The 19,965-nt window shown below is 55.1% G+C and carries 17 protein-coding genes and 1 tRNA gene; 9 read left to right on the top strand and 9 right to left on the bottom strand.

Translation table 11 applies throughout. The features are described 5' to 3' along the window. Positions 1-123 precede the first annotated feature (123 nt). Together RMR16_RS06000 and RMR16_RS05995 are read right to left on the bottom strand one after the other, a co-directional pair. Complete coding sequence (locus RMR16_RS06000; protein WP_320199903.1) at positions 124-267, bottom strand: DUF1127 domain-containing protein; 144 nt, start codon at positions 265-267, stop codon at positions 124-126. A gap of 341 nt (positions 268-608) precedes the next feature. Next, complete coding sequence (locus RMR16_RS05995; protein WP_082249962.1) at positions 609-755, bottom strand: DUF1127 domain-containing protein; 147 nt, start codon at positions 753-755, stop codon at positions 609-611. A gap of 576 nt (positions 756-1,331) precedes the next feature. Here RMR16_RS05995 and RMR16_RS05990 point away from each other — a divergent pair. The 3 genes from RMR16_RS05990 to RMR16_RS05980 all read left to right on the top strand — a co-directional run bounded on the left by RMR16_RS05990 (position 1,332) and on the right by RMR16_RS05980 (position 4,275). Beyond that, a tRNA-Leu gene (locus RMR16_RS05990) sits at positions 1,332-1,416 on the top strand. 197 nt (positions 1,417-1,613) lie between these two features. Then, positions 1,614-3,086 (top strand): trigger factor, encoded by a 1,473-nt coding sequence (gene tig / locus RMR16_RS05985; RefSeq protein ID WP_320200105.1) that lies wholly within the window; start codon positions 1,614-1,616, stop codon positions 3,084-3,086. Positions 3,087-3,615: 529 nt separating this feature from the next. Beyond that, a complete protein-coding gene (locus RMR16_RS05980; RefSeq protein ID WP_320199904.1) occupies positions 3,616-4,275 on the top strand; it encodes a hypothetical protein in 660 nt (219 codons plus the stop codon). An 18-nt stretch (positions 4,276-4,293) separates the two neighbouring features. On the opposite strand, the gene sthA is transcribed toward RMR16_RS05980, so the two are convergent. From sthA to RMR16_RS05965, 3 genes are all read right to left on the bottom strand, one after another. Then, positions 4,294-5,703, bottom strand: a complete 1,410-nt coding sequence (sthA, locus tag RMR16_RS05975; protein ID WP_320199905.1) for a Si-specific NAD(P)(+) transhydrogenase — start codon at positions 5,701-5,703, stop codon at positions 4,294-4,296. Positions 5,704-5,944: 241 nt separating this feature from the next. Further along, positions 5,945-6,466: a DUF1003 domain-containing protein gene (locus tag RMR16_RS05970; protein WP_320199906.1), complete on the bottom strand. Its 522-nt coding sequence runs from the start codon at positions 6,464-6,466 to the stop codon at positions 5,945-5,947. A 116-nt stretch (positions 6,467-6,582) separates the two neighbouring features. Beyond that, entirely contained in the window at positions 6,583-8,478 is a 1,896-nt protein-coding gene (locus tag RMR16_RS05965) for an LTA synthase family protein (RefSeq protein ID WP_320200106.1), read from the bottom strand. Positions 8,479-8,740: 262 nt separating this feature from the next. Between RMR16_RS05965 and RMR16_RS05960 the strand changes: the two genes are divergently transcribed. The 3 genes from RMR16_RS05960 to RMR16_RS05950 all read left to right on the top strand — a co-directional run bounded on the left by RMR16_RS05960 (position 8,741) and on the right by RMR16_RS05950 (position 12,175). Beyond that, on the top strand, positions 8,741-10,420 hold the full coding sequence (locus RMR16_RS05960) for an NAD+ synthase (protein WP_320200107.1): 1,680 nt from the start codon (positions 8,741-8,743) through the stop codon (positions 10,418-10,420). Positions 10,421-10,669: 249 nt separating this feature from the next. Beyond that, entirely contained in the window at positions 10,670-11,170 is a 501-nt protein-coding gene (locus RMR16_RS05955; protein WP_432354451.1) for an adenylate kinase, read from the top strand. A 177-nt stretch (positions 11,171-11,347) separates the two neighbouring features. Continuing rightward, positions 11,348-12,175 (top strand): TolB family protein, encoded by an 828-nt coding sequence (locus RMR16_RS05950; protein ID WP_320199907.1) that lies wholly within the window; start codon positions 11,348-11,350, stop codon positions 12,173-12,175. 76 nt (positions 12,176-12,251) lie between these two features. Here RMR16_RS05950 and RMR16_RS05945 read toward each other — a convergent pair whose 3' ends face one another. Further along, a complete protein-coding gene (locus tag RMR16_RS05945; RefSeq protein ID WP_320199908.1) occupies positions 12,252-12,419 on the bottom strand; it encodes a Thivi_2564 family membrane protein in 168 nt (55 codons plus the stop codon). 130 nt (positions 12,420-12,549) lie between these two features. Between RMR16_RS05945 and RMR16_RS05940 the strand changes: the two genes are divergently transcribed. Then, on the top strand, positions 12,550-12,972 hold the full coding sequence (locus RMR16_RS05940) for an OsmC family protein (protein WP_320199909.1): 423 nt from the start codon (positions 12,550-12,552) through the stop codon (positions 12,970-12,972). Here RMR16_RS05940 and RMR16_RS05935 read toward each other — a convergent pair whose 3' ends face one another. The 3 genes from RMR16_RS05935 to RMR16_RS05925 are packed head-to-tail and all read right to left on the bottom strand — an operon-like array spanning position 12,973 to position 16,117. After that, complete coding sequence (locus RMR16_RS05935; RefSeq protein ID WP_320199910.1) at positions 12,973-13,464, bottom strand: peptide deformylase; 492 nt, start codon at positions 13,462-13,464, stop codon at positions 12,973-12,975. A 41-nt stretch (positions 13,465-13,505) separates the two neighbouring features. After that, complete coding sequence (locus RMR16_RS05930) at positions 13,506-13,811, bottom strand: hypothetical protein (protein WP_320199911.1); 306 nt, start codon at positions 13,809-13,811, stop codon at positions 13,506-13,508. Further along, positions 13,811-16,117, bottom strand: a complete 2,307-nt coding sequence (locus tag RMR16_RS05925; RefSeq protein WP_320199912.1) for an FdhF/YdeP family oxidoreductase — start codon at positions 16,115-16,117, stop codon at positions 13,811-13,813. Before RMR16_RS05925 ends, RMR16_RS05930 begins: the two co-directional genes overlap by 1 nt. A 399-nt stretch (positions 16,118-16,516) precedes the next feature. On the opposite strand from RMR16_RS05925, the gene RMR16_RS05920 reads away from it, so the two are divergent. Both RMR16_RS05920 and mgtE read left to right on the top strand, forming a co-directional pair. Continuing rightward, a complete protein-coding gene (locus tag RMR16_RS05920) occupies positions 16,517-18,283 on the top strand; it encodes a peptidoglycan D,D-transpeptidase FtsI family protein (RefSeq protein WP_320199913.1) in 1,767 nt (588 codons plus the stop codon). Between the two features lie 202 nt (positions 18,284-18,485). Next, positions 18,486-19,856 (top strand): magnesium transporter, encoded by a 1,371-nt coding sequence (mgtE, locus tag RMR16_RS05915; RefSeq protein ID WP_320200109.1) that lies wholly within the window; start codon positions 18,486-18,488, stop codon positions 19,854-19,856. The last annotated feature ends 109 nt before the right edge of the window (positions 19,857-19,965 follow it).

The following is a 19,965-nucleotide window of genomic DNA, read 5'->3' as shown; positions in this document are numbered from 1 at the left end:
GAGGGTTGGGGCACCATCTAGCCCAGAATCAAAAACGGCGCACAAGGCGCCGTTTTTGATTACCTGTCGCTCGGTCATCCTGCTCCGTGGGAGGTCGATCAGCAGGGTGACGTTTTACGCTGATTAGCGGAACGAACGGGAAGCAACGTCACGGATGTCGTAACGTGTGAGGCCAATGTCACTCAGGGTCTGGCTGGAAAGGCTGCCAAGCTCATTGAGTGTGCGGCGGTAGCTGATCCAGTTTCTTGCGATGCGAATAGGGTTCATGGTCGTGTCCTCAATCTGTGTTCGGTTTGATTTCTAAACTATGTTGCCGAGGCCTAAGTCGTCTGCGCTCTCGGCTGTTGATGTGTATATACATATGCAGAGTGAGGATGTGGAGTGCAGAATTTAGGCGACTGCCATGCGTTTGTGCAATGCGTCGACTATATTTGCATCTTTATGAGAGGGTTGAGTATTTTTTAGGCGTCACGCATCCGCTTTAAATGGCGCGTTTCTGGTCACGACAGGCTGTCTATGGACCAAACAAAGAAAAAGGCCTGGAGCAGAAGCTCAAGACCTTTTTAGGGTAGACCCAACGCCGCAACCTATTTTGCGGTGTTTATATATTAGATGCCGACTGCGGTACGTGCAACGCGGCGGATGTCGCTGCGGCCGATGCCGAGGTCGTTCAGTTCGCGGTCGCTCATGCGGCCAAGTTCAGTTACGGTCTGACGATACTTGCGCCAGTTGTTCAGCGAGCGTGTGATGTTCATGGTCGTGTCCTTGGTTTTCGTCTGTCGGTACCGCTTGGGATCGGCGCCAAACTCATTTTCTGAACACGAATATAATCGGTTTAACGGAAACAAAAACAGACAATGAAGTATGCCACCTATGCATTCAATGCATGTCTTACTTCGATTTCGGTCCCCGTTCGTTAATAGATGCATAATTTAAGGGCGATTTTGTGCTTTTTAGCATCAATTTTCGCGCATTGGATGTTTTCCCGTTCGGTGCAATCATGGATTTGTCGCGTGGTCGTCGCCGATAAGCTGTTTTGGCCCCATATTAAGGCTGTCCCGCACCCGATAAGAGCCATGCGGCAAGCTCACATCGATGAGAGTGGCGAATCGTTGCGTGTGCATGACTCCTAATATGTATGATCGGGACAGGTGCTTTTCGTAGGGATGCAGCGTCCGCAGCGATGATTTGCGATGGATGCAGCGTAAAGCGCCACAAATACAGACGCAAAACCGTCATTTTCCCTTTGCGCTCCTGAAAACGGGTGATATAGAGACGCGCGCTCCGGAAGGCATCATGTGCCAGATGTTGTTTATGCAAGATTCAAGAGCGCGGGTATGGCGGAATTGGTAGACGCACCAGATTTAGGTTCTGGCGACGAGAGTTGTGGGGGTTCGAGTCCCTCTACCCGCACCATAATGAATCGCCGGGAAGGCCGTGTGAAGCTTTTTTGCTTCGTCGCTTCTCAGGCTCAGGCGTAGTTTTTGCTCGGCAAAATGCTTGTGCATGCACTTTATATATAGCAACGGCCGGAGAATTTAGGTTCCGGCGCTGTGCTCGAAAGTAAACCAACGGCTGTCTGAGCACCGCCGCCATGATGTGAAGGTATGAAAATGCAGGTAATCGAAACGCTCGTTGAAGGGCTGAAGCGCGAACTCAAGGTCGTCATTCCGGCCGCAGATTTGAAAGTTCGTCTCGACGAGCGCCTCGCCGACGCCAAGGACAAGGTCCGCATCAACGGCTTCCGTCCGGGCAAAGTGCCGCTTGCACATCTCAAGAAGGTGTATGGCAAGTCCATCATGGCTGACCTCGTGAACGAACTCGTTCGTGAAAAGCCATCGGAAGTTCTGTCCAGCCGTGGTGAGAAGTCTGCAACGCAGCCTGCTATCTCCATGACGGAAGATGAAGCAGAAGCAGAAAAGATCCTCGCTGCTGAAAGCGATCTGGAATTCACGCTCGCTTACGAAATCATTCCTGCGATCGAGCTGAAGTCCAACGAAGGCATCAAGGTTACGCGCGAAGTCGTTGAAGTCACCGAAGAGGAAATCAACGAACAGATCCTCAAGATCGCTGAAAGCGCCCGTACCTACGAAACCAAAAAGGGCAAGGCCGCTGAAGGCGACCGCGTCACCATGAACTACCTCGGCAAAGTTGACGGCGTTGCCTTCGACGGCGGTGCGGCAGAAGATGCAGAACTGGTTATCGGTTCCAACCGCTTCATTCCTGGCTTTGAAGACCAGCTCGTTGGCGTCAAGGCTGGCGACGAAAAGGCCATCACGGTTACGTTCCCGACTGAATATCCTGCTGCAAACCTTGCTGGCAAGGAAGCTATCTTCGACATCACCGTCAAGGAAGTTGCCGCAGCTGCTGAGGTCGAAATCAACGACGAACTTGCTTCCAAGCTGGGCCTCGAGTCCGCTGAAAAGCTGAAGGAAATCGTTCGCGGCCAGATCGAAAGCCAGTACGGCAACATCACACGCCAGAAGGTCAAGCGTCAGATTCTCGACCAGCTCGACGAAGTTTACAAGTTTGAAACGCCGGTCGGTCTGGTTGACGCCGAGTTCGACAACATCTGGCGCCAGATCAACACTGATCTCGAGCAGTCCGGCAAGACCTTTGCTGACGAGGACACGACAGAAGAAGAAGCCCGCGAAGAATATCGCAAGCTTGCCGAACGTCGCGTTCGTCTCGGCCTCGTTCTTTCCGAAATCGGTGAGAAGGCTGGCGTTGAAGTGACCGAAGAAGAAATGCAGCGCGCACTCTTCCAGCAGCTTCAGCAGTTCCCAGGCCAGCAGAAAGAAATCCTCGATTTCTTCCGCAACACGCCAGGCGCTTCTGCATCGCTTCGCGCTCCGATCTTCGAAGAAAAGGTCATCGACAAGCTGCTCACAGAAATCTCGGTAACGGACAAGACCGTTTCCAAGGAAGAGCTGCTGGCTGAAGACGCCGAAGAGGGCGACAAGGCCGACAAGAAGACTTCCAAGAAGAAGTCTGCTGCAAAGGCCGACGCTGCGGAAGGCGAAGAAGCCGCTCCAAAGAAGAAGGCTCCTGCAAAGAAGAAGGCCGCTGAAGGCGACGCCGAGTAATCTTTGCCGTTCAAGACATTTCGAAAGGCCGTGGCGCAAGCTGCGGCCTTTTTGCTTTTCGGGGTTTTGACCGAAGGATCAGTTGCGTGAATGGTATACCGAGGGGAGCCTTCCTCTGGGAACCGTAACGTTCCGATCACAATGCAGCGCACGATGACTTTTTGCTGCATCTGCTCTTGTTCATATTCGGTTCATCTGGCACCCTATGGTGAGTGATTTGCCGTGCGCTTCAGTGCGCCCGTTTCTGGCAACTCCGTCGTGCGACATGCGCGGCCCGGCTTTTTAGCCCTCAGTTTCAACTCTCCATTTGGCGTCGCCGCGAACCGTCGTTGCGCCAGATGATCATTGCCAAACCCTGCATCGCGCGGGTTTGGTTGGTATGCAAGCATCCGGCGGAAAGCGTTTGGTCGTTTTCTCCGAGCTTAGAACTCAGGGCGGTTAACCCAAGATAACCGCCAAAGGCCAAGACAAAGCACGTCATCTCACCTCTCAAGGGATGTGTGCTTTCTTGAACGCTTGAGGAGCAGGCATGTTTTTGAACACACAGCACGTCGCCGCTATCGCGGTCGCTACGTTTGTCTTTGCGTCGGTCAATATCGCAAATGCGCAGGAGCGAGGCTTGATCTGGTCTCCGGCGAAAAACTCAGATCGTTCCTATTCTGCTCGTATAGGGGCGAAATTGCCCATCGAAACGCCGGTTCGTGCTGGTCTGGAGATGGGCATGAATGCGTCTCAAAGCGGCGCCCTGGTGGATACGCCGGTCAAATTCTGGGGCAATGTGACGTTGCTGTCACGCGATGTGCCGGGTGCGAAAGTCGCGCGCGATGTTGGCGTCTTGATGAACGCACTGACCGGTTCCAGCGCATGGACGGTAACGACGACACAAAAACAGATCGCGACAGCGGAGCTGGATGTGGAGGCGAACCGCAACGTGACTGTTCGTTATGACGGCACTGCACAGCAATGGAGCGGGCTGGACGTGTCGCAATCACTGCGGCTGACGCGCTCTGCGACCGGCACGGCCTTTGTGCTGACGGGAGCCAGCAAGGATACGTTTGATGAGTTTACGTCCAGCGTGGCTCTGGAACAGAGGCTTGGCGATCATCTCACCGTGACAGGCAGTTTCAATCGGGGTTACGAAGACCGGTTTCGCCCGGCTGTCAGCGCCCGCTACAATATTCGTTGGTAGGGGCGCTGAAAGAAGGTCTTAGGCCTGATCGTTCTTGATGTCGCCCATGCGGTTCGACGCATCCAGACCGGCAATTTTGTAGGCTTCGGCCAGCGTCGGATAGTTGAAAGTATTTTCAACGAAATATTCGACGGTGCCCTTGAGGTTCAGAACGGCCTGTCCGATGTGGACAAGTTCCGTGGCACCTTCGCCAACGATGTGGACGCCGAGCAGGCGGCGGGTTTTGAGCGAGAATACGAGTTTCAGAAGACCGCTATCCAGACCCATAATGTGGCCGCGAGAGGTTTCTCTGAACCGCGCAATGCCGCATTCGTAAGGAATGCCGCGCTCCTTCAACTCTTCTTCGGTGAGGCCGCAGGTGGAAATTTCCGGTACGGCGTAAATGCCGTAAGGGAAGTATTTCTGCGGTTCCATGGCAATTGCGCCGACGGCGACACGCGCCGCGATGCGGCCCTGTTCCATGGACGTGGAGGCAAGGCTTGGGAAACCCACCACATCGCCTGCCGCATAGATGCCCGGAACGGAGGTTTCGAAGGTTTCCGGATTGACGGAAAGGCGTCCGCGATTGTCTGCCTCGAGACCGGCTGCGCCAAGGTTCAGCGTATCGGTTGCGCCGATGCGGCCAGCGGCGAACAACACCATCTCGGTCGTGATCTTTCGTCCACTATCCAGAGTGACGGACACTTTTCCGCCCTCGAGATGCTCGACCTTGTCGGCCTTCTGACCAAGCAGAAGCTTCATATTGCGGTCGCGCAACTGGTAGGTGAAGTCCTCGACGATTTCCTTGTCGATGAAATCGAGCATTGTTGGCTTCGGATCGATGACGGTAACAGCCGTATCCAGCGCGCTGAAGATCGTTGCATATTCGATGCCGATAACGCCTGCGCCGATGACGACCATGGAGCGCGGCAGCCGTTCGAGTTGCAGCAACTCATCGCTATCGACCACGGTTTTACCGTCGAACGGCATGTAATCCGGACGGAAGGGGCGGGTGCCGACAGCGAGCAAAATGCTCGTGCCCTTGACGAGAATGACCTCGCCATCATCCTTGGTCACTTCCATTGTGTCTGTGGTAACGAAGGTTGCCTTGCCGCGAATGTGGGACACGCGGTTGCGGGCAAACTGGTGTTCCAGCACTTCAACTTCGTGATCCAGCGTAATCAGCAAACGGCGGCGTAGATCTTCTGCGCTGATTTCCTGTTTGACGCGGTAGGAGCGGCCGTAAAAACCACGCTCGCGCCAGCCGGACAGGTTGAGTGCGGTTTCGCGCATCGTCTTGGAAGGGATGGTGCCGGTGTGAACCGAAACGCCGCCGACGCGACTGCCCTTCTCGATGACCAGAACTTTTTTATCCAGCTTGGCAGCTTGGATGGCAGCACGTCTGCCAGCGGGACCGCTACCGACTACAACAAGATCATATTCGTTCATGAAAAAAGCCTCGGAACAGAATTTCGATTACTGGGCACGCGCAGTCCAGCGCGGAGGCGTCGCTGCTCGGAAAAGCGTGATGCCATTCTGATACGGAAGTGATTCCCGTGTCGCTGCACCCAGAGTGCAATGCAACAAATGCCCGCGTCAATCTGTAGCGGAAGAATCTGACGGATTCGTAACCAGCGCAGAAAAAGGCGCAAAAAGACTATGTGATGTGTCGTTATTTTTCCGACTGACCCTATTCGTGTCTCGTATGAAGCTTGGCGATTTCCTCTCGCAACGCCGCAAGCTCTGCCAGCACCTTCACGTCGATCTTTTCGTGCAGTGACAGCACCTCAAGTTCGGACTTCAGATTGACCTCATAATCTTTCTCGGCGTCGAAGCGATCTCGCGTGGTTTGCCTGTTCTGCGACATCATGATGATGGGTGCCTGAATGGCGGCCAACATGGAAAGAATGAGATTGAGGAATACGAAGGGATACGGGTCAAAAGCATTCGTTGCCATGACCACGGTGTTGATGACCGCCCAAATGGCCAGAAAAACCATAAAGCTGATAATGAAGCCCCAGGAACCGCCGACGCGGGCTATGCCATCTGCCAGTCGTTCTCCGAATGTCGCATCTTTTGAAAATGCGTCATTGGTATTTGTGGAAATGAGTTTTCGCTGATGGGCGATGTCAAGAATACGCCGCTCCACATCTCCGATATCTTTTGATGAGCGTTTGAAATGCGAGACGATATAATCGGGGACAGCAGACATTTCTTCTCTCCAGCTGGGGAATCGCAACGACGTTATGGGCCGTTTCGATCTTTGCTGTCGAGATAAGCGTGCGAGGCTGCCGAATTCAAATCAATTCGGCAGCCTTTTCATATCGTTCAAACGGATGGCGGGACGCCGTTGACCCAGGTAAAACCGGGAAAGAACCGCTGCCTGCTGAATTGATTGCCAAACATCATGTCGAATTGCAGCTGGCGGTATGCGTTGATGGCACTGGGAATGGCCGTGGGCGCTGTTGTCCAGTCCGGCACGGAGGAGCCGTCCTTTTCCACCAGCATGTGCCGGTCGATGACCGAATATGAACTTTGCACGGCGCCGAGTATGCCAGTGTAAAACGGATCGTCAAACCCCGCCGTTTTCAACACATGATAAGGCAGCAGAGCAGGACTGATCGTCCCGATCCTGTTGTGCAATCCGGTTTTGGAAGACCAGACCACGAGAGGTGTTTCGTGTTCTTTCTTCATGGTTTCCAGCGGCGCGCGACGTGTGGCAACCATGCCCGGCATATAACCGCTTTCGACATAGGCCTGACCAAGCGGTGGCAGATGATCGCCAAACAGCACGATAACCGTTTCGCGCTCCCGGTTTTTTGCCCAGTCGATCAGCCGTGCAAAACTGTCATCGGCTTCTGAAACACCCTGCGCATAGGTGGACAAAGCCTCGGTTGCGGTTTCTGACAGGGGGCCGCTGACTGACACGGTGTTTTGCGCGTAACGGTTCGGCTCGTAAGGGCCGTGTCCCTGAAGGGTGACGGTGAAGAGGAAAAGCGGTTTTTCAGCCGCATCCACGGTTTGCATGATTTCCGAGGTCAGGGCTTCATCGGAGGCGAACATGCCGCGTTTTTCCATTGCGGGAAGGGTTTCTTCCGAGCGAAATTCCTCGAAGCCAAAGGACTTATAAACCTCGTGGCGGTTCCAGAACCATTCCTGAAACGGGTGCATGGCAATGGCCGAATAGCCCTCGCCACGGAAGAATGTGGCCAGTGACGGAACCGGGCCGCGCACATATTGCTGGTAGGGAATGCTCCCATAGGGCAGGAAGGCGTTGGAAAAGCCCGTCAGCGCCTCAAACTCCACATTGGCGGTCATGCCGCCAAACTCTGGCGAGAAGACGTGGCCGGATTGCCTGCTGCGGATCGTCGGCATCGGGTCTCTGGACAGGGAGATGTTTTGAAGCCGGTTAGGATCCCAGAGTGATTCGCTCATGATCATAATGACATCGGGCCGCTTGCTGTGGTTGACGGCAAATGCGGAGCCATCCGATGCGATATCTGCGATGGTGTTTTCGTTATAACCGGCCGGTGCTGCCACATGCGCCATGGGAATGTTGAAGGCTAAAGCCATGAGGAAACCGTTGTGGCGGTAATTTTCCTTCTGATCCCACATCATGGGAATGATGTTCAGCCGATCCCGCATCCAGGAATGCTGCGAATACTCCATGAGGGAGCCAAGCCCTGTGAGAAGAGGAACCGCAAACACCAAACGCCAGAGACGGGATTTCAGCGCCATTGCCGGCGTATGGTTTCGAAAGAAGCGCCACAACAGGACGGCGATTGCAATGGTCACCACAAGACCTGCTGCAAGGAAGATGGCCGTCAGCGCTTGCGCCTTCAGCATTGCGGGCAAGAGCTGCAAAATCTGGCGACCGAAAAGCAGGTCGGATGGATAAAGCGGGTCGGAAAGATAAAGCTGTTTCTGGCTTGAAATGAATGCTGGCACCAGAAGCAACGGCGTGGCGATGAGCAATGATTGATAATGCCTGCCGAAAAGAGCGTCCAGCACCATGAGCGCAAGCAATACAACGCCGATTGTCGTGAAGCCGGGGCGGGCCGGGGATGTCAGAAAAGCACCAACATCGTTCAAAGATCCGCGCGCAATCCACTCCATGCAGACGATAAGCAGAATCGCTGCCAGCGTAAGATTGACCAGCGGATGCACATCGCCCGCAAGTCTGGTGGGGTTCCGTTTCAAGGGCTTTGAAAGGACGAGTTTCATCCTTTCGGCAACCGTTGTTTTGGGCACCAAGTTCGTCAATGGTTTGCTCCGGCATTTTTTGACGCGCCCCGTGAATCGGGCGTCATGGAAGTGTCATGTACCTGTCACATAAGCCGCGTGAATGCGATATGAACTATGCAAAACTCACAAATGAAGCAGATAACCATTGCGTGAGCGGCATCGTCTTTTCGACGGCACTGTTTTTCAGAACAGTTTGAAGGCGTCCGTTGCGCGCCGCGTGCAGGCGCTGTAAATGAGTGTTATGAGCGACGCACAGACCATTCCCAATACTCTGAGAATTGCCGTTGGGCAGTTTAACCCCACTGTCGGCGATGTTGCTGGCAACCTTGCCAAAGCCCGCGAGGCGCGTGCCGACGCTGCAACGCAGGGCGCCGATCTGCTGCTTTTGACAGAGCTTTTTATCTCCGGTTATCCGCCGGAAGATCTTGTTCTGAAACCAGCTTTTCTGGCAGCCTGCCTGAAAGCGGTGGAAGAACTGGCTGCGGAAACCGCCGACGGCGGACCGGGTGTGATCATCGGCTTTCCCCGTCAGGGGGAGGCGGGCCGACATAACTCCGTAGCGCTGCTGGATGGCGGCAAGATTGTTGCGCTTCGCGACAAGGTGGATTTGCCTAATTACGGCGAGTTTGATGAAAAGCGCGTCTTCGCCGAAGGCTCGATTTCCGGCCCCTATAACTTCAGGGGCGTGCGCATCGGTATTCCGATCTGCGAGGAAATCTGGAACGATCTTGGCGTTTGCGAAACGCTGGCCGAAAGCGGCGCAGAAATTCTGCTCGTGCCGAATGGTTCACCCTATTATCGCGGCAAGGTGGATGTGCGTTATCAGGTGGCGTTGCGACAGGTCATTGAAAGCGGCCTGCCGCTGGTGTTTGCCAACCAGGTTGGCGGGCAAGACGAGCTCGTGTTCGATGGCGCGAGCTTTGCTTTCAATGCGGACAAGACACTCGCTTTCCAGATGAGCCAGTTTGAAACCACGCTTGCCGTGACGGACTGGAAGCGCACCGAACATGGCTGGCATTGCAGCCAAGGCCCATTCTCGCAAATCCCGGAAGGCGAGGAGGCGGATTACCGCGCCTGCATGTTGGGGTTCCGCGATTATGTGAACAAGAACGGCTTCAAGAGCGTGGTGCTTGGCCTTTCCGGCGGTATCGACTCGGCGATCTGCGCGGCGATTGCGGTGGATGCGCTGGGCGAGGAGCGGGTGCGCTGCATCATGCTGCCCTATCGCTACACATCGGAAGACTCGTTTAAGGATGCGGCAGACTGTGCCAAGGCGCTGGGTTGCCGTTACGATATCGTGCCGATTGCAGAGCCAGTCGATGGTTTTCTGTCGGCGCTCTCCGAACTCTTTGAGGGGACGGAAGAGGGCATCACGGAAGAAAACCTGCAAAGCCGTACGCGTGGCACCATTCTTATGGCTGTCTCCAACAAGTTCGGCTCCATGGTGGTTACCACAGGCAACAAGTCTGAAATGTCGGTGGGGTATGCGACGCTTTATGGCGACATGAACGGCGGCTTCAACCCGATCAAAGACCTGTACAAGATGCAGGTCTATGGCATTTCCAAATGGCGCAACGAACATGTGCCGCCAACGGCGCTCGGGCCGTCAGGCGAAGTCATTCCGGCCAATATCATTTCCAAGGCACCATCTGCGGAACTGCGTCCCAACCAGACGGACCAGGATTCGCTGCCGCCTTATCCCGTTCTCGACGATATTCTGGAGTGCCTTGTCGAATTTGAAATGTCGGTCGAAGAAATCGTGGCGCGTGGTCATGATGTGGCGACGGTGCATCGCATTGAGCATCTGCTTTATCTGGCGGAATATAAGCGCCGCCAGTCTGCGCCGGGCGTCAAGATCACCCAAAAGAACTTCGGGCGTGACCGTCGTTATCCGATTACCAATCGTTTCAGGGACAGGTAAACTTAGGGACGGCGCGGGGTGTGCCCGCGCCGCTTGTTACCGCGTTCAGATGACCTGCCCGACATCGATCCTGTTGCCACACTTATTGTAGGGCGAAGGGAAGATGCTCTTTCGGCTAGATGCGCCACAATCGAACGTTGCAGAGCCTAACGCAGAGCAGTATATATGCCGTCTTTTAATAATGAGGACGACATGCCGAGGATATACTTGATCGGAGCATCTTGCTCGGGCGTTTCGACACTTGGCGCTATGCTGTCCAAACAATTCGCAGTTCCGCTGCTGGATGTAGACGACTTCTACTGGATGCCGACCGATCCTCCGTTCACAATCAAACGCCCGCCGGAAGATCGGGTTCGGCTGATCAAAGACCAGCAAGCCAAAAACGAGGGCTGGGTGCTGTCAGGTTCCTTTGTCGGTTGGGGCGATACCCTGATAGAAAATGTTGATCTTATTGTGTTCCTATACACGCCTACCGCTATACGGTTACAGCGCCTCGACAGGAGAGAGGCGTTGCGGTATGGCGATCGTATCCTACCGAGCGGGGACATGTATGAGGGACATCTGGCATTCAGGGATTGGGCGTCTCACTATGATTCTCCTTCGTTCAGTGGGCGCAATCTGGAGCAACATAATCTTTGGCTCAATGCACAATCCGCCCCGGTGCTTAGGCTTCACGGCGAAAAAGACACTCAAGCGTTGGCTCAAACAGTCAAGACCGCGCTTTTTGATACGCTAAGGTACCTAGCCTGATAGCCATACGTGCCAACCGCGAGCGACAAGATACCTCGCGCAGTCCGTGAATAAATTCGACTAGAGCTTGACGCCGACACGCCGATAAGAGAAGCGCCGCAGGACATAGTCACGCTTGCGGCATTCCTCACAGCATCCTATGTCTCACACCACGCAGACAAATGAGTGGGGGAAGGCATGCGCAGTTCGGTCGAAATCTTCAACATTCGCACCCGCGAAAACCGCGTGATATGGCAGACGCCGGAGCTGTTCGAAGCGCCCAATTGGTCGCCGGATGGGCAATATCTTCTGCTGAATAGCGAGGGGTTGCTCTACCGTCTGTCGCTGAGTGCTGACGGGGTGCTGGAGCGCGTCGATACCGGCTTTGCGACTCAGTGCAACAATGATCATGGCATTTCGCCGGATGGTTCGATGATCGCCATCTCGGACAAGGTTGAGTTCGATAAGAGCGCTATTTATCTGCTGCCCTCGTCTGGTGGCACACCCAAACTGATGACACCGAACCTTCCATCATACTGGCATGGATGGGCTCCGGATGGGAAAAGCTTTGCCTATTGCGGCATTCGCGATCAGGTTTTTGATATCTATTCCATGGACATCGCCACCGGCATCGAAACGCGTCTGACGCATGGCGAAGGGCGCAATGACGGACCGGATTATTCAGTCGATGGGCAATGGATTTATTTCAATTCCAGCCGCACCGGCGCGATGCAAATCTGGCGTGTCCGCACGGATGGTTCAGCGGTTGAGCGCGTTACAGATAGCGAGTACGGCGACTGGTTTCCGCACCCGTCACCGAAGGGTGATAAGATCGTCTTCATATCTTACGACGCCGATGTTTTCGACCATCCGCGTGATCTGCATGTGCGCGTGCGATTGATGGACCTGGACGGCAGCAATGTGGAAACGCTGTTTGAGCTGTTTGGCGGGCAGGGCACGATGAATTCGCCCAACTGGTCACCTGAAGGTGACAAGTTTGCTTACGTTCGGTATTTCCCGGCGTAACGACCGCGCAATAAAAACTCGACCTGAGACGCTTTATTGTCTCAGGTCGAGCATGGATCAAACCAGATTGATTGGCTTAAAACACTGCGAGATATTTGAGCAGCGAAATAATACCGATGATGATGACGATGACCTGTGCGATCTGCTTAACGCTACCACTGACAGGCAGACGCGCGATGAGCCAAAGAATAAGCACGATGACCAGAAATGTAATCAGAATGCCAACGAGTGTTCCAGTAACCATATGTCCCAGCTCCTATATTATCTAATGTCGTAACGGCCGATCACCGTTGCGTGAGTAAAAGCGCAAGCCCGTATTTTGGTTCCATTGTGCAAAATGGAATTTTGTAAAATTGTCATTGAGGGAGCTTCTCGTGAGCGAGATAAGAGTAAAAAAGCGTGAAACAGGTGCGACGGCGACGCTCGGGCGCAATGGCCATCCGCAGCTTGAAACACCAACCGGCGGCGCGCTGTCGGTCGTCACGGGAGCATCAGATCCGGGCTTTAATCCGCTTGATCTGCTCTATTCATCACTGGCCGCATGTCTGGCGCTGAGTGCGCGCATAGCCGCCAGTCGCATGGGCGTGCTTGATCGTTTCGAGAGCGTGGAAGCGCGTGTCACCGGTGAGAAATCCGATGGCGAGCCTTCGCGGATCACGCGGTTTGATATGCGCCTGACAGTCAGCGGCGATTTCGATGAGGAAACGAAGAATGCCATCGCGCATCAGGCCGAGGAGATTTGCACTGTCAGCAATACGCTACGCGGCGATGCGGAGTTTCATGTCTCCTTGCAGTGATTAGCGGTGCGACTTTTCCCATTTGCGGATGAGGCGATCGCGCTTGAGTTTGGACAGGCGTTTTAACCAGAACATGCCGTTCAACTGATCGATTTCATGCTGGATGCAGATGGCGTGGAATCCTTCGGTTTGCTCGTCGTGCCACTGGCCGGAGACGTCCTGAAAACGAACTTCGACTTTCGAAGGGCGTTCCACCTCCTCGGTGAAACCGGGCATGGAGACGCTACCCTCCATATGCTTCATGGTTTCGCTGGATGCGTCCAGAATTTCCGGATTGACGTAGGTGCGTACCTCGCCGGGCTTGAGTTCCAGCACGAAAACGCGTTGCAAAACGCCGATATGGGCGGCGGTGATGCCAACACCGGGTGCGGCGCGCATCGTTTCCAGCAAATCCTGCACAAGTTCCGCAAGTGCAGGGCCGAAATCCGTCACCGGTTCGCAGTGTGTTGCGAGCGCTGCGTGCGGATAAGGAACGATGGGGCGAATGGCCATGGGAATTTCCGTCTGGGATTATGATGCGGAGAGGGAGCGTTTCAACCAGGCCTCGACGCAGACAGCGCGAGGTTTGTGGCTTCCTCGGTCAGTTCTACCCATGTCCGTTGGGTTCGTGCATCGCGTTTGACGACGGTGATAAAGCGACCGGACAAAGCAGTTATTTCCCGCAAAACAAGCGCGTGCGCAATGCCGAGCGTGTTGGAAAGACTGCGGCTATCTGCTCCGATCCCCAAGTGAATGGCTGCAACAAGCGCGGCCCCGGTCGCGTCAATCGCAACCGGGGCTGTTTTGCTGATCTGTTCCACCACGGCCATGAAGTGCGCAGCGGAGTGATCGTCATCCATCAAGCAGCCTCTGCCTCGGTGCGAAGGCGAACCGACACGAGAACGGATTTGGATGTTGGCGTAAAGCTGCCGTCGCCATAGCTGTGAAGCGGAACGAGGACGTTCAGTTCCGGGTAATATCCACCGACGCTGCCCTGCGGAATATTGTAAGGCACAAGACGGAAATTCTCCGCCACGCGCTCCACGCCATCACCAAACTCCCCGATCACGTCCACGCGCTGCTTGGCGTGTGCGCCAAGGGCGTCCATGTCCTTGGGGTTCATGAAAATGACCTGCCGTTCGCCATAAACACCGCGATAACGGTCATCCATACCGTAGATGGTGGTGTTGTATTGATCATGGCTGCGGAAGGTTTGCAGCACGAAGATGCCTTCCTTGGCCAAGGCTTCTTGATGCTCCGTCTTTTCCGGTAGCGCTCCGGTGAAGAACGTCGCTTTCTTGGCTGGCGTATTCCATTCGCGTTCTGCTGCGGCATTGCGCAGGTGGAAACCGCGTGGAACGCGAACGCGTTCATTGAAATTCTGGAAGCCCGGAAGAACCCGCTCGATCATATCGCGGATAAGATCATAATCATCCGCCAGCTTGGCCCATTGAACCCGTTCATTGCCCAGCGTGGCCGCGGCGATGCCAGCGATGATGGCGACTTCCGAGCGCAGTTCCGGCGAGGCAGGCTCGTTGATGCCGCCTGAACCGTGCACCATGCTCATGGAATCTTCCACGGTCACGATCTGCGATTTGCCTTGCGAGTTACGGTCGATTTCTGTGCGGCCAAGGCACGGCAGAATGAAAGACGTCTGGCCCGGAACGAGATGCGAGTGGTTCAGCTTCGTGGCGATGTTGACCGTCAGCTTCTGCTTTTCGAATGCCTTGATGATCAGTGGGCTATCTGGCGTTGCGCGCAGGAAGTTGCCGCCGAGCGCAATGAAGGTTTCAGCCTTGCCATCCAGCATGGCACTGATGGCTTCCACGGTGTTGTGGCCGCGATTGCGTGGCATCGGTACACCGAGCTCTTTTTCCAGCGCATCCAGCAGGGCAGGTGGCGCCTTCTCATCGATACCGACGGTGCGATCACCCTGCACGTTGGAGTGACCACGCACCGGGCAAAGGCCCGCACCGGGGCGACCGATATTGCCGCGCAGCAGCATGAAATTGGTGATTTCACGAATGGTGATGACCGAATGCTTGTGCTGGGTCACGCCCATGGCCCAGGTGGCGATGACCGCATTGGCTGCCATATAGATGTTGGCGGCTTCTTCGATCTGATCGCGGGTGAGGCCGGACTGGGCGAGAATGGTTTCCCAGCTCGTCGCTTCGACGGCTGCGCGATAGGCTTCGAATTCCACCGCATGTTCGGCAAGGAAGTCGTAGTCGATGATGGCTGGCTGGCCTTGCGCACGGGCGGCATCATCTGCGGCAAACACCGCTTTGCTCATGCCGCGAACTGCGGCCATATCACCACCCTGGCGTGGCTGGTAATAATTGGTGGCAATCTTTGTATTGGTGCCGGTGATCATTTCAAGCTTGTCTTGGGGGTCTGCGAAACGCTCCAGCCCCTTCTCACGGATAGGGTTGAGCACGGCAATCCGCGCGCCGCGAATGGCTGCGCGCCGTAGATCGCCCAGCATCCGTGGGTGGTTGGTGCCGGGGTTCTGGCCGATGACGAAAATCGCATCTGCCTTTTCGAAATCCTCCAGCAGAACCGTTCCTTTGCCGACGCCAACGGACGCTTTGAGGCCAACGCCGCTGGCCTCATGGCACATGTTGGAACAGTCGGGGAAGTTGTTGGTGCCATAAAGACGAACCATCAACTGGTAGATGAAAGCGGCTTCGTTGGAAGCGCGGCCCGATGTGTAGAATTCAGCGCGGTCCGGGCTATCGAGGCTGTTCAGAATCTTGCCGATTTCGGCAAAGGCATCATCCCAGGAAACCGGCAGATATGTGTCGGTTGCGCGGTCGTAGCGTAGCGGGTTGGTCAGGCGACCTTGCTTTTCAAGATCGTAATCGGTCCAGCCCCGCAGAGCAGACACCGTATGCGTGGCGAAGAACTGCGGCGGGACGCGAGATTCGGTCGCTTCCCATGCAACGGCTTTCACGCCGTTTTCACAAAATTCGAAAGAGGAGCCGTGCTCCGGGTCGCCCCATGCGCAACCGGGACAATCGAAACCATCGGGCTGGTTGGTCTTCAGAAGCGCTCGCGCACCAGCTATGGGCGCGCCGGTTTCCAAAAGGCGCTTGCCAACGCTTTTCAGTGCGCCCCAGCCGCCAGCAGCGGTGGAAGCCTTGCCGATGAAATCCATTTTGCCCATTTTATAGGTCTCTTTCTGATCTGCTTTTTGTTTTGCCGCGCGTTCCGGGTGCCAACCCGGACGATTGTTATTGCAGCGCTTTGCGCTCAGATTCCCCCATAACTGCCATATGTCAACTCGTAAGATAAAGAGGCTGATCAATTGAACGAGACCGTCGATCTTCCCACGATCAAATCGCCGGCAATCATTGGTTAATCGGCCGTGCCCTGTGGAATTAACCTTGCATGTGCAAACACCACGGGAGACGGCAAGGGGTTAATCTTTTGTTTACGGATTATTTGCAACTTTAGATATACGGCACGACATTCTCCGAGCGCGCCAGATTAATGCACATATTTTGATTAACTGACGGCGAGAACGCTTGCGCGACCGCCTGTCCTGAATTTTGGATCGTTCGGAATGACAATCATGTCATTTGCAGTGCGGCTGCGAAGCCGCGCCCACTTTTACGTGCAAAGAAACGCATTTGCTGCGAATGGCAGGATCATCGCTGCCGCCGGCCGTCGCAGAGGCCAATCGCGGCAACGGCTGGGTATACTGATTGCAGCTTTTGTCGGGATGTATGGCATTGTCGGGGCGCGTCTGGCTCACTACGGCTTGAAGAATCCAGAAGTCACCCAGACTATCGGCAGCAATCGCTCAAACGTAGCTTCGCGCCCGGATATTTTGGACCGTAACGGCGAGGTGCTTGCGACCGATCTGAACATGGTTTCGCTGTATGCAGAACCACGACGCGTCATCGATGCTGACGAGGCGGTTGAAAAGCTGGATACTGTCATTCCTGGCCTAAACTGGGCGGATACCCACAAAAAACTGCGCTCCGACTCGGCCTTTCAATGGTTGAAGCGACAGATCACGCCACGCCAGCAAGCGGCCATTCTGGAACTCGGCATTCCCGGCATTGGATTTCGGCCGGAGAAACGGCGGTTTTATCCCGGCGGACCAACGGCTTCCCATGTCGTGGGGCATGTGAATGTCGATAACCAGGGCCTTGCCGGCATGGAGCGGTATCTGGACCAGCAAGGGTTTGCGGCCCTTCGTGATGCGGGAATGACAAGTGATGCGCCGCTGGAGCCGGTGCGTCTATCGATTGATCTCAGAGTACAAAACATTGTGCGTGAGGCAATATTCCGGGCGATGCGAGATTATAAAGCCGAGGCTGCGGGTGCCGTCGTTTTGGATGTGGCGACCGGTGAAATTCTGGCGATGGCATCCGTGCCAGATTATGATCCGAATGAGCCATCGCGAACTTTGCCGGATGGAAGCATCGACAAGGAATATGAAAAAGGCTGGTTCAACCGCATGAGCAATGCGACGTTTGAAATGGGCTCGACGTTCAAGAGCTTTACGCTGGCGATGGGGTTGGATGCGGGAAAGATCAGCCTCAATTCCATCGTTGATGCATCGCAGCCTATTCGCATGGGTGGTTTCACGATCAAGGATTTTCGGGGCCAGAATCGACAGCTGAGCATTCCGGAAGTGTTTCAATATTCCTCCAACATCGGTACGGCGGCGGTAGCCGATATGGTGGGTGTTGAAGGCCATCAGGCATTTTTGACAAAGCTGGGCCTGCTTTCAAAAATGGATACGGAAATGCCCGGCGTTGCCACACCGACCCAGCCGCGCAACTGGCGAAAGATCAACTCCGTCACGATTTCCTTTGGGCATGGCGTGGCGACCACGCCGCTGCAAACCGCTGTTGCCGCGGCAGCGCTGATGAATGGCGGCAATCTCATCTTACCTACGTTTCTTGCCCGCTCGCCTGAAATAACCCAAACCGTTGCCCGGCAAGTGATACAGGCAAAAACCAGTGCGGATATGCGCTATCTTTTTAACTGGAACGGGCAGAACGGTTCGGGAAGAGCGGCGCAGGTGGCTGGCTTCAATGTTGGCGGCAAGACGGGAACCGCCGACAAGGTTATCAACGGGCGGTACGCGAAGGATATCAATTTCAACGCATTTCTGGCCAGCTTCCCGATGGACAAGCCGCAATATGTGGTGTTGTCGATCATTGATGCACCGCTGACGGGCGAAAAAGGCGGCAGGCAGGCCGCTTTTACGGCGGCGCCGATTGTTCGCGAAATCATTATGCGGGCAGGGGCTATGCTGGGCGTGCAACCCAAGTTTGGCGCAGCCGGAAAACCACAATTGCTTATCAATTATTGAGGGGTCGACATAAAGTTAAGGTCGCCGCCGTTTCAATGTATTTGCAACTTCTTTTCGCCTATCCTGTTGTTGACATTGTGCTTTTAAAAGCCATTCTCCTGCCCGTTCGCGAAGCAGGGCATTCATCCGGAAAAAGGGGCGCAAGTTGACACAAGCCGACAACGATCATCCCGTTCTGGACGAAGCCAAAAGACCCGAAGCGATGGCCGACATCTATTCGGAAGACGGTTCGATACGGTCTGATTTTCTGGCGATGGTTGGCGCTGCGATTGCGGATCGCGACGTGCTGTTTTTGCGCGAAAAAGTCTCACGGCTGCACGAATCGGAACTTGGCGACCTGATCGAATCCATTTTGCCGGAGCAGCGCCATGCGATGGTGCGCCTGCTGGGTTCCGACTTCGACATGACCGCGCTGACCGAGGTGGACGAGGCGATCCGTCTCGACATCGTGGAGCAGATGCCGAATGACCAGATTGCTGCCGGTATCGGCGAGATGGATTCGGACGATGCCGTCTACATTCTGGAAGACATGGACCGCGAAGATCGCGAGGACATTCTTTCGCAGATGCCGTTTACCGAGCGTGTGCGACTGCTGCGCGCGCTGGATTATCCGGAAAGTTCTGCCGGTCGCCGTATGCAGACGGAATTCGTGGCTGTGCCGCCATTCTGGACCGTCGGCCAGACCATCGACTACATGCGTGAAGAAGAAGAATTACCGGAATCCTTTTCGCAAATCTTCGTCATCGATCCCACCTTCAAACTGGTCGGCGCGCTGGATCTGGACCGCCTGCTGCGCTCCAAGCGGCAGGTGAAGATCGAAACGATCATGCACGAAACCAACCATCCCATTGCAGCCGAGATGGATCAGGAAGAGGCAGCCCAACTATTCGAACAATACGACCTTTTGTCTGCCGCTGTGGTGGACAATAATGGCCGGTTGGTCGGTGTGCTGACCATCGATGACGTGGTGGACGTTATTCAGGAAGAGGCAGAGGAGGACTTGCTGCGCCTCGGTGGTGTGGGTGACGAAGAACTCTCCGACTCGATTGCGATTACCTCACGCTCCCGCGTGCCATGGCTGGCGGTAAATCTGATCACGGCGTTTATGGCTGCTTCGGTCATCGGTCTTTTTGATGCGACGATTGAGCAGATCGTTGCCCTGGCTATTCTGATGCCCATCGTGGCGGGCATGGGCGGAAACGCAGGCTCGCAGACCATGACCGTGACCGTGCGCGCGCTGGCGACCAAAAACCTCGATATTCACAATGCGTCGCGCATCATTCGACGTGAAGCGGGCGTCGGGCTTCTGAATGGCGTGCTGTTTGGCTGTGCCATCGGACTTGTGGCGGGTCTCTGGTTCAGCGATGTCAATCTCGGCGGTATTATCGCGACGGCCATGATGATCAACATGTTTGCCGCAGCTTTGGCCGGCATTCTCATTCCGCTGCTTTTGGATAAATTCGGGGCCGACCCTGCCGTTTCATCGGCTGTTTTCGTCACAGCCGTGACGGATATCGTCGGTTTCTTCGCGTTTCTGGGCCTTGCTACCTGGTGGTTCGGGATTTCCGGTTAGATGTTTGAAAATTGACTTTTACGTGAAGGTCAATCATACTGTTTCTAATTGAGATATGAGTTTCAAGCAGACGCCGCTTCGTTGCTCTATCTTGTTGTTCGAGCAACGG

The sequence above is a fragment of the Agrobacterium sp. rho-13.3 genome, assembly GCF_033957765.2.
In the GTDB taxonomy this organism is placed as follows: domain Bacteria; phylum Pseudomonadota; class Alphaproteobacteria; order Rhizobiales; family Rhizobiaceae; genus Agrobacterium.
This window is presented reverse-complemented; position numbering and strand designations above follow the sequence as displayed.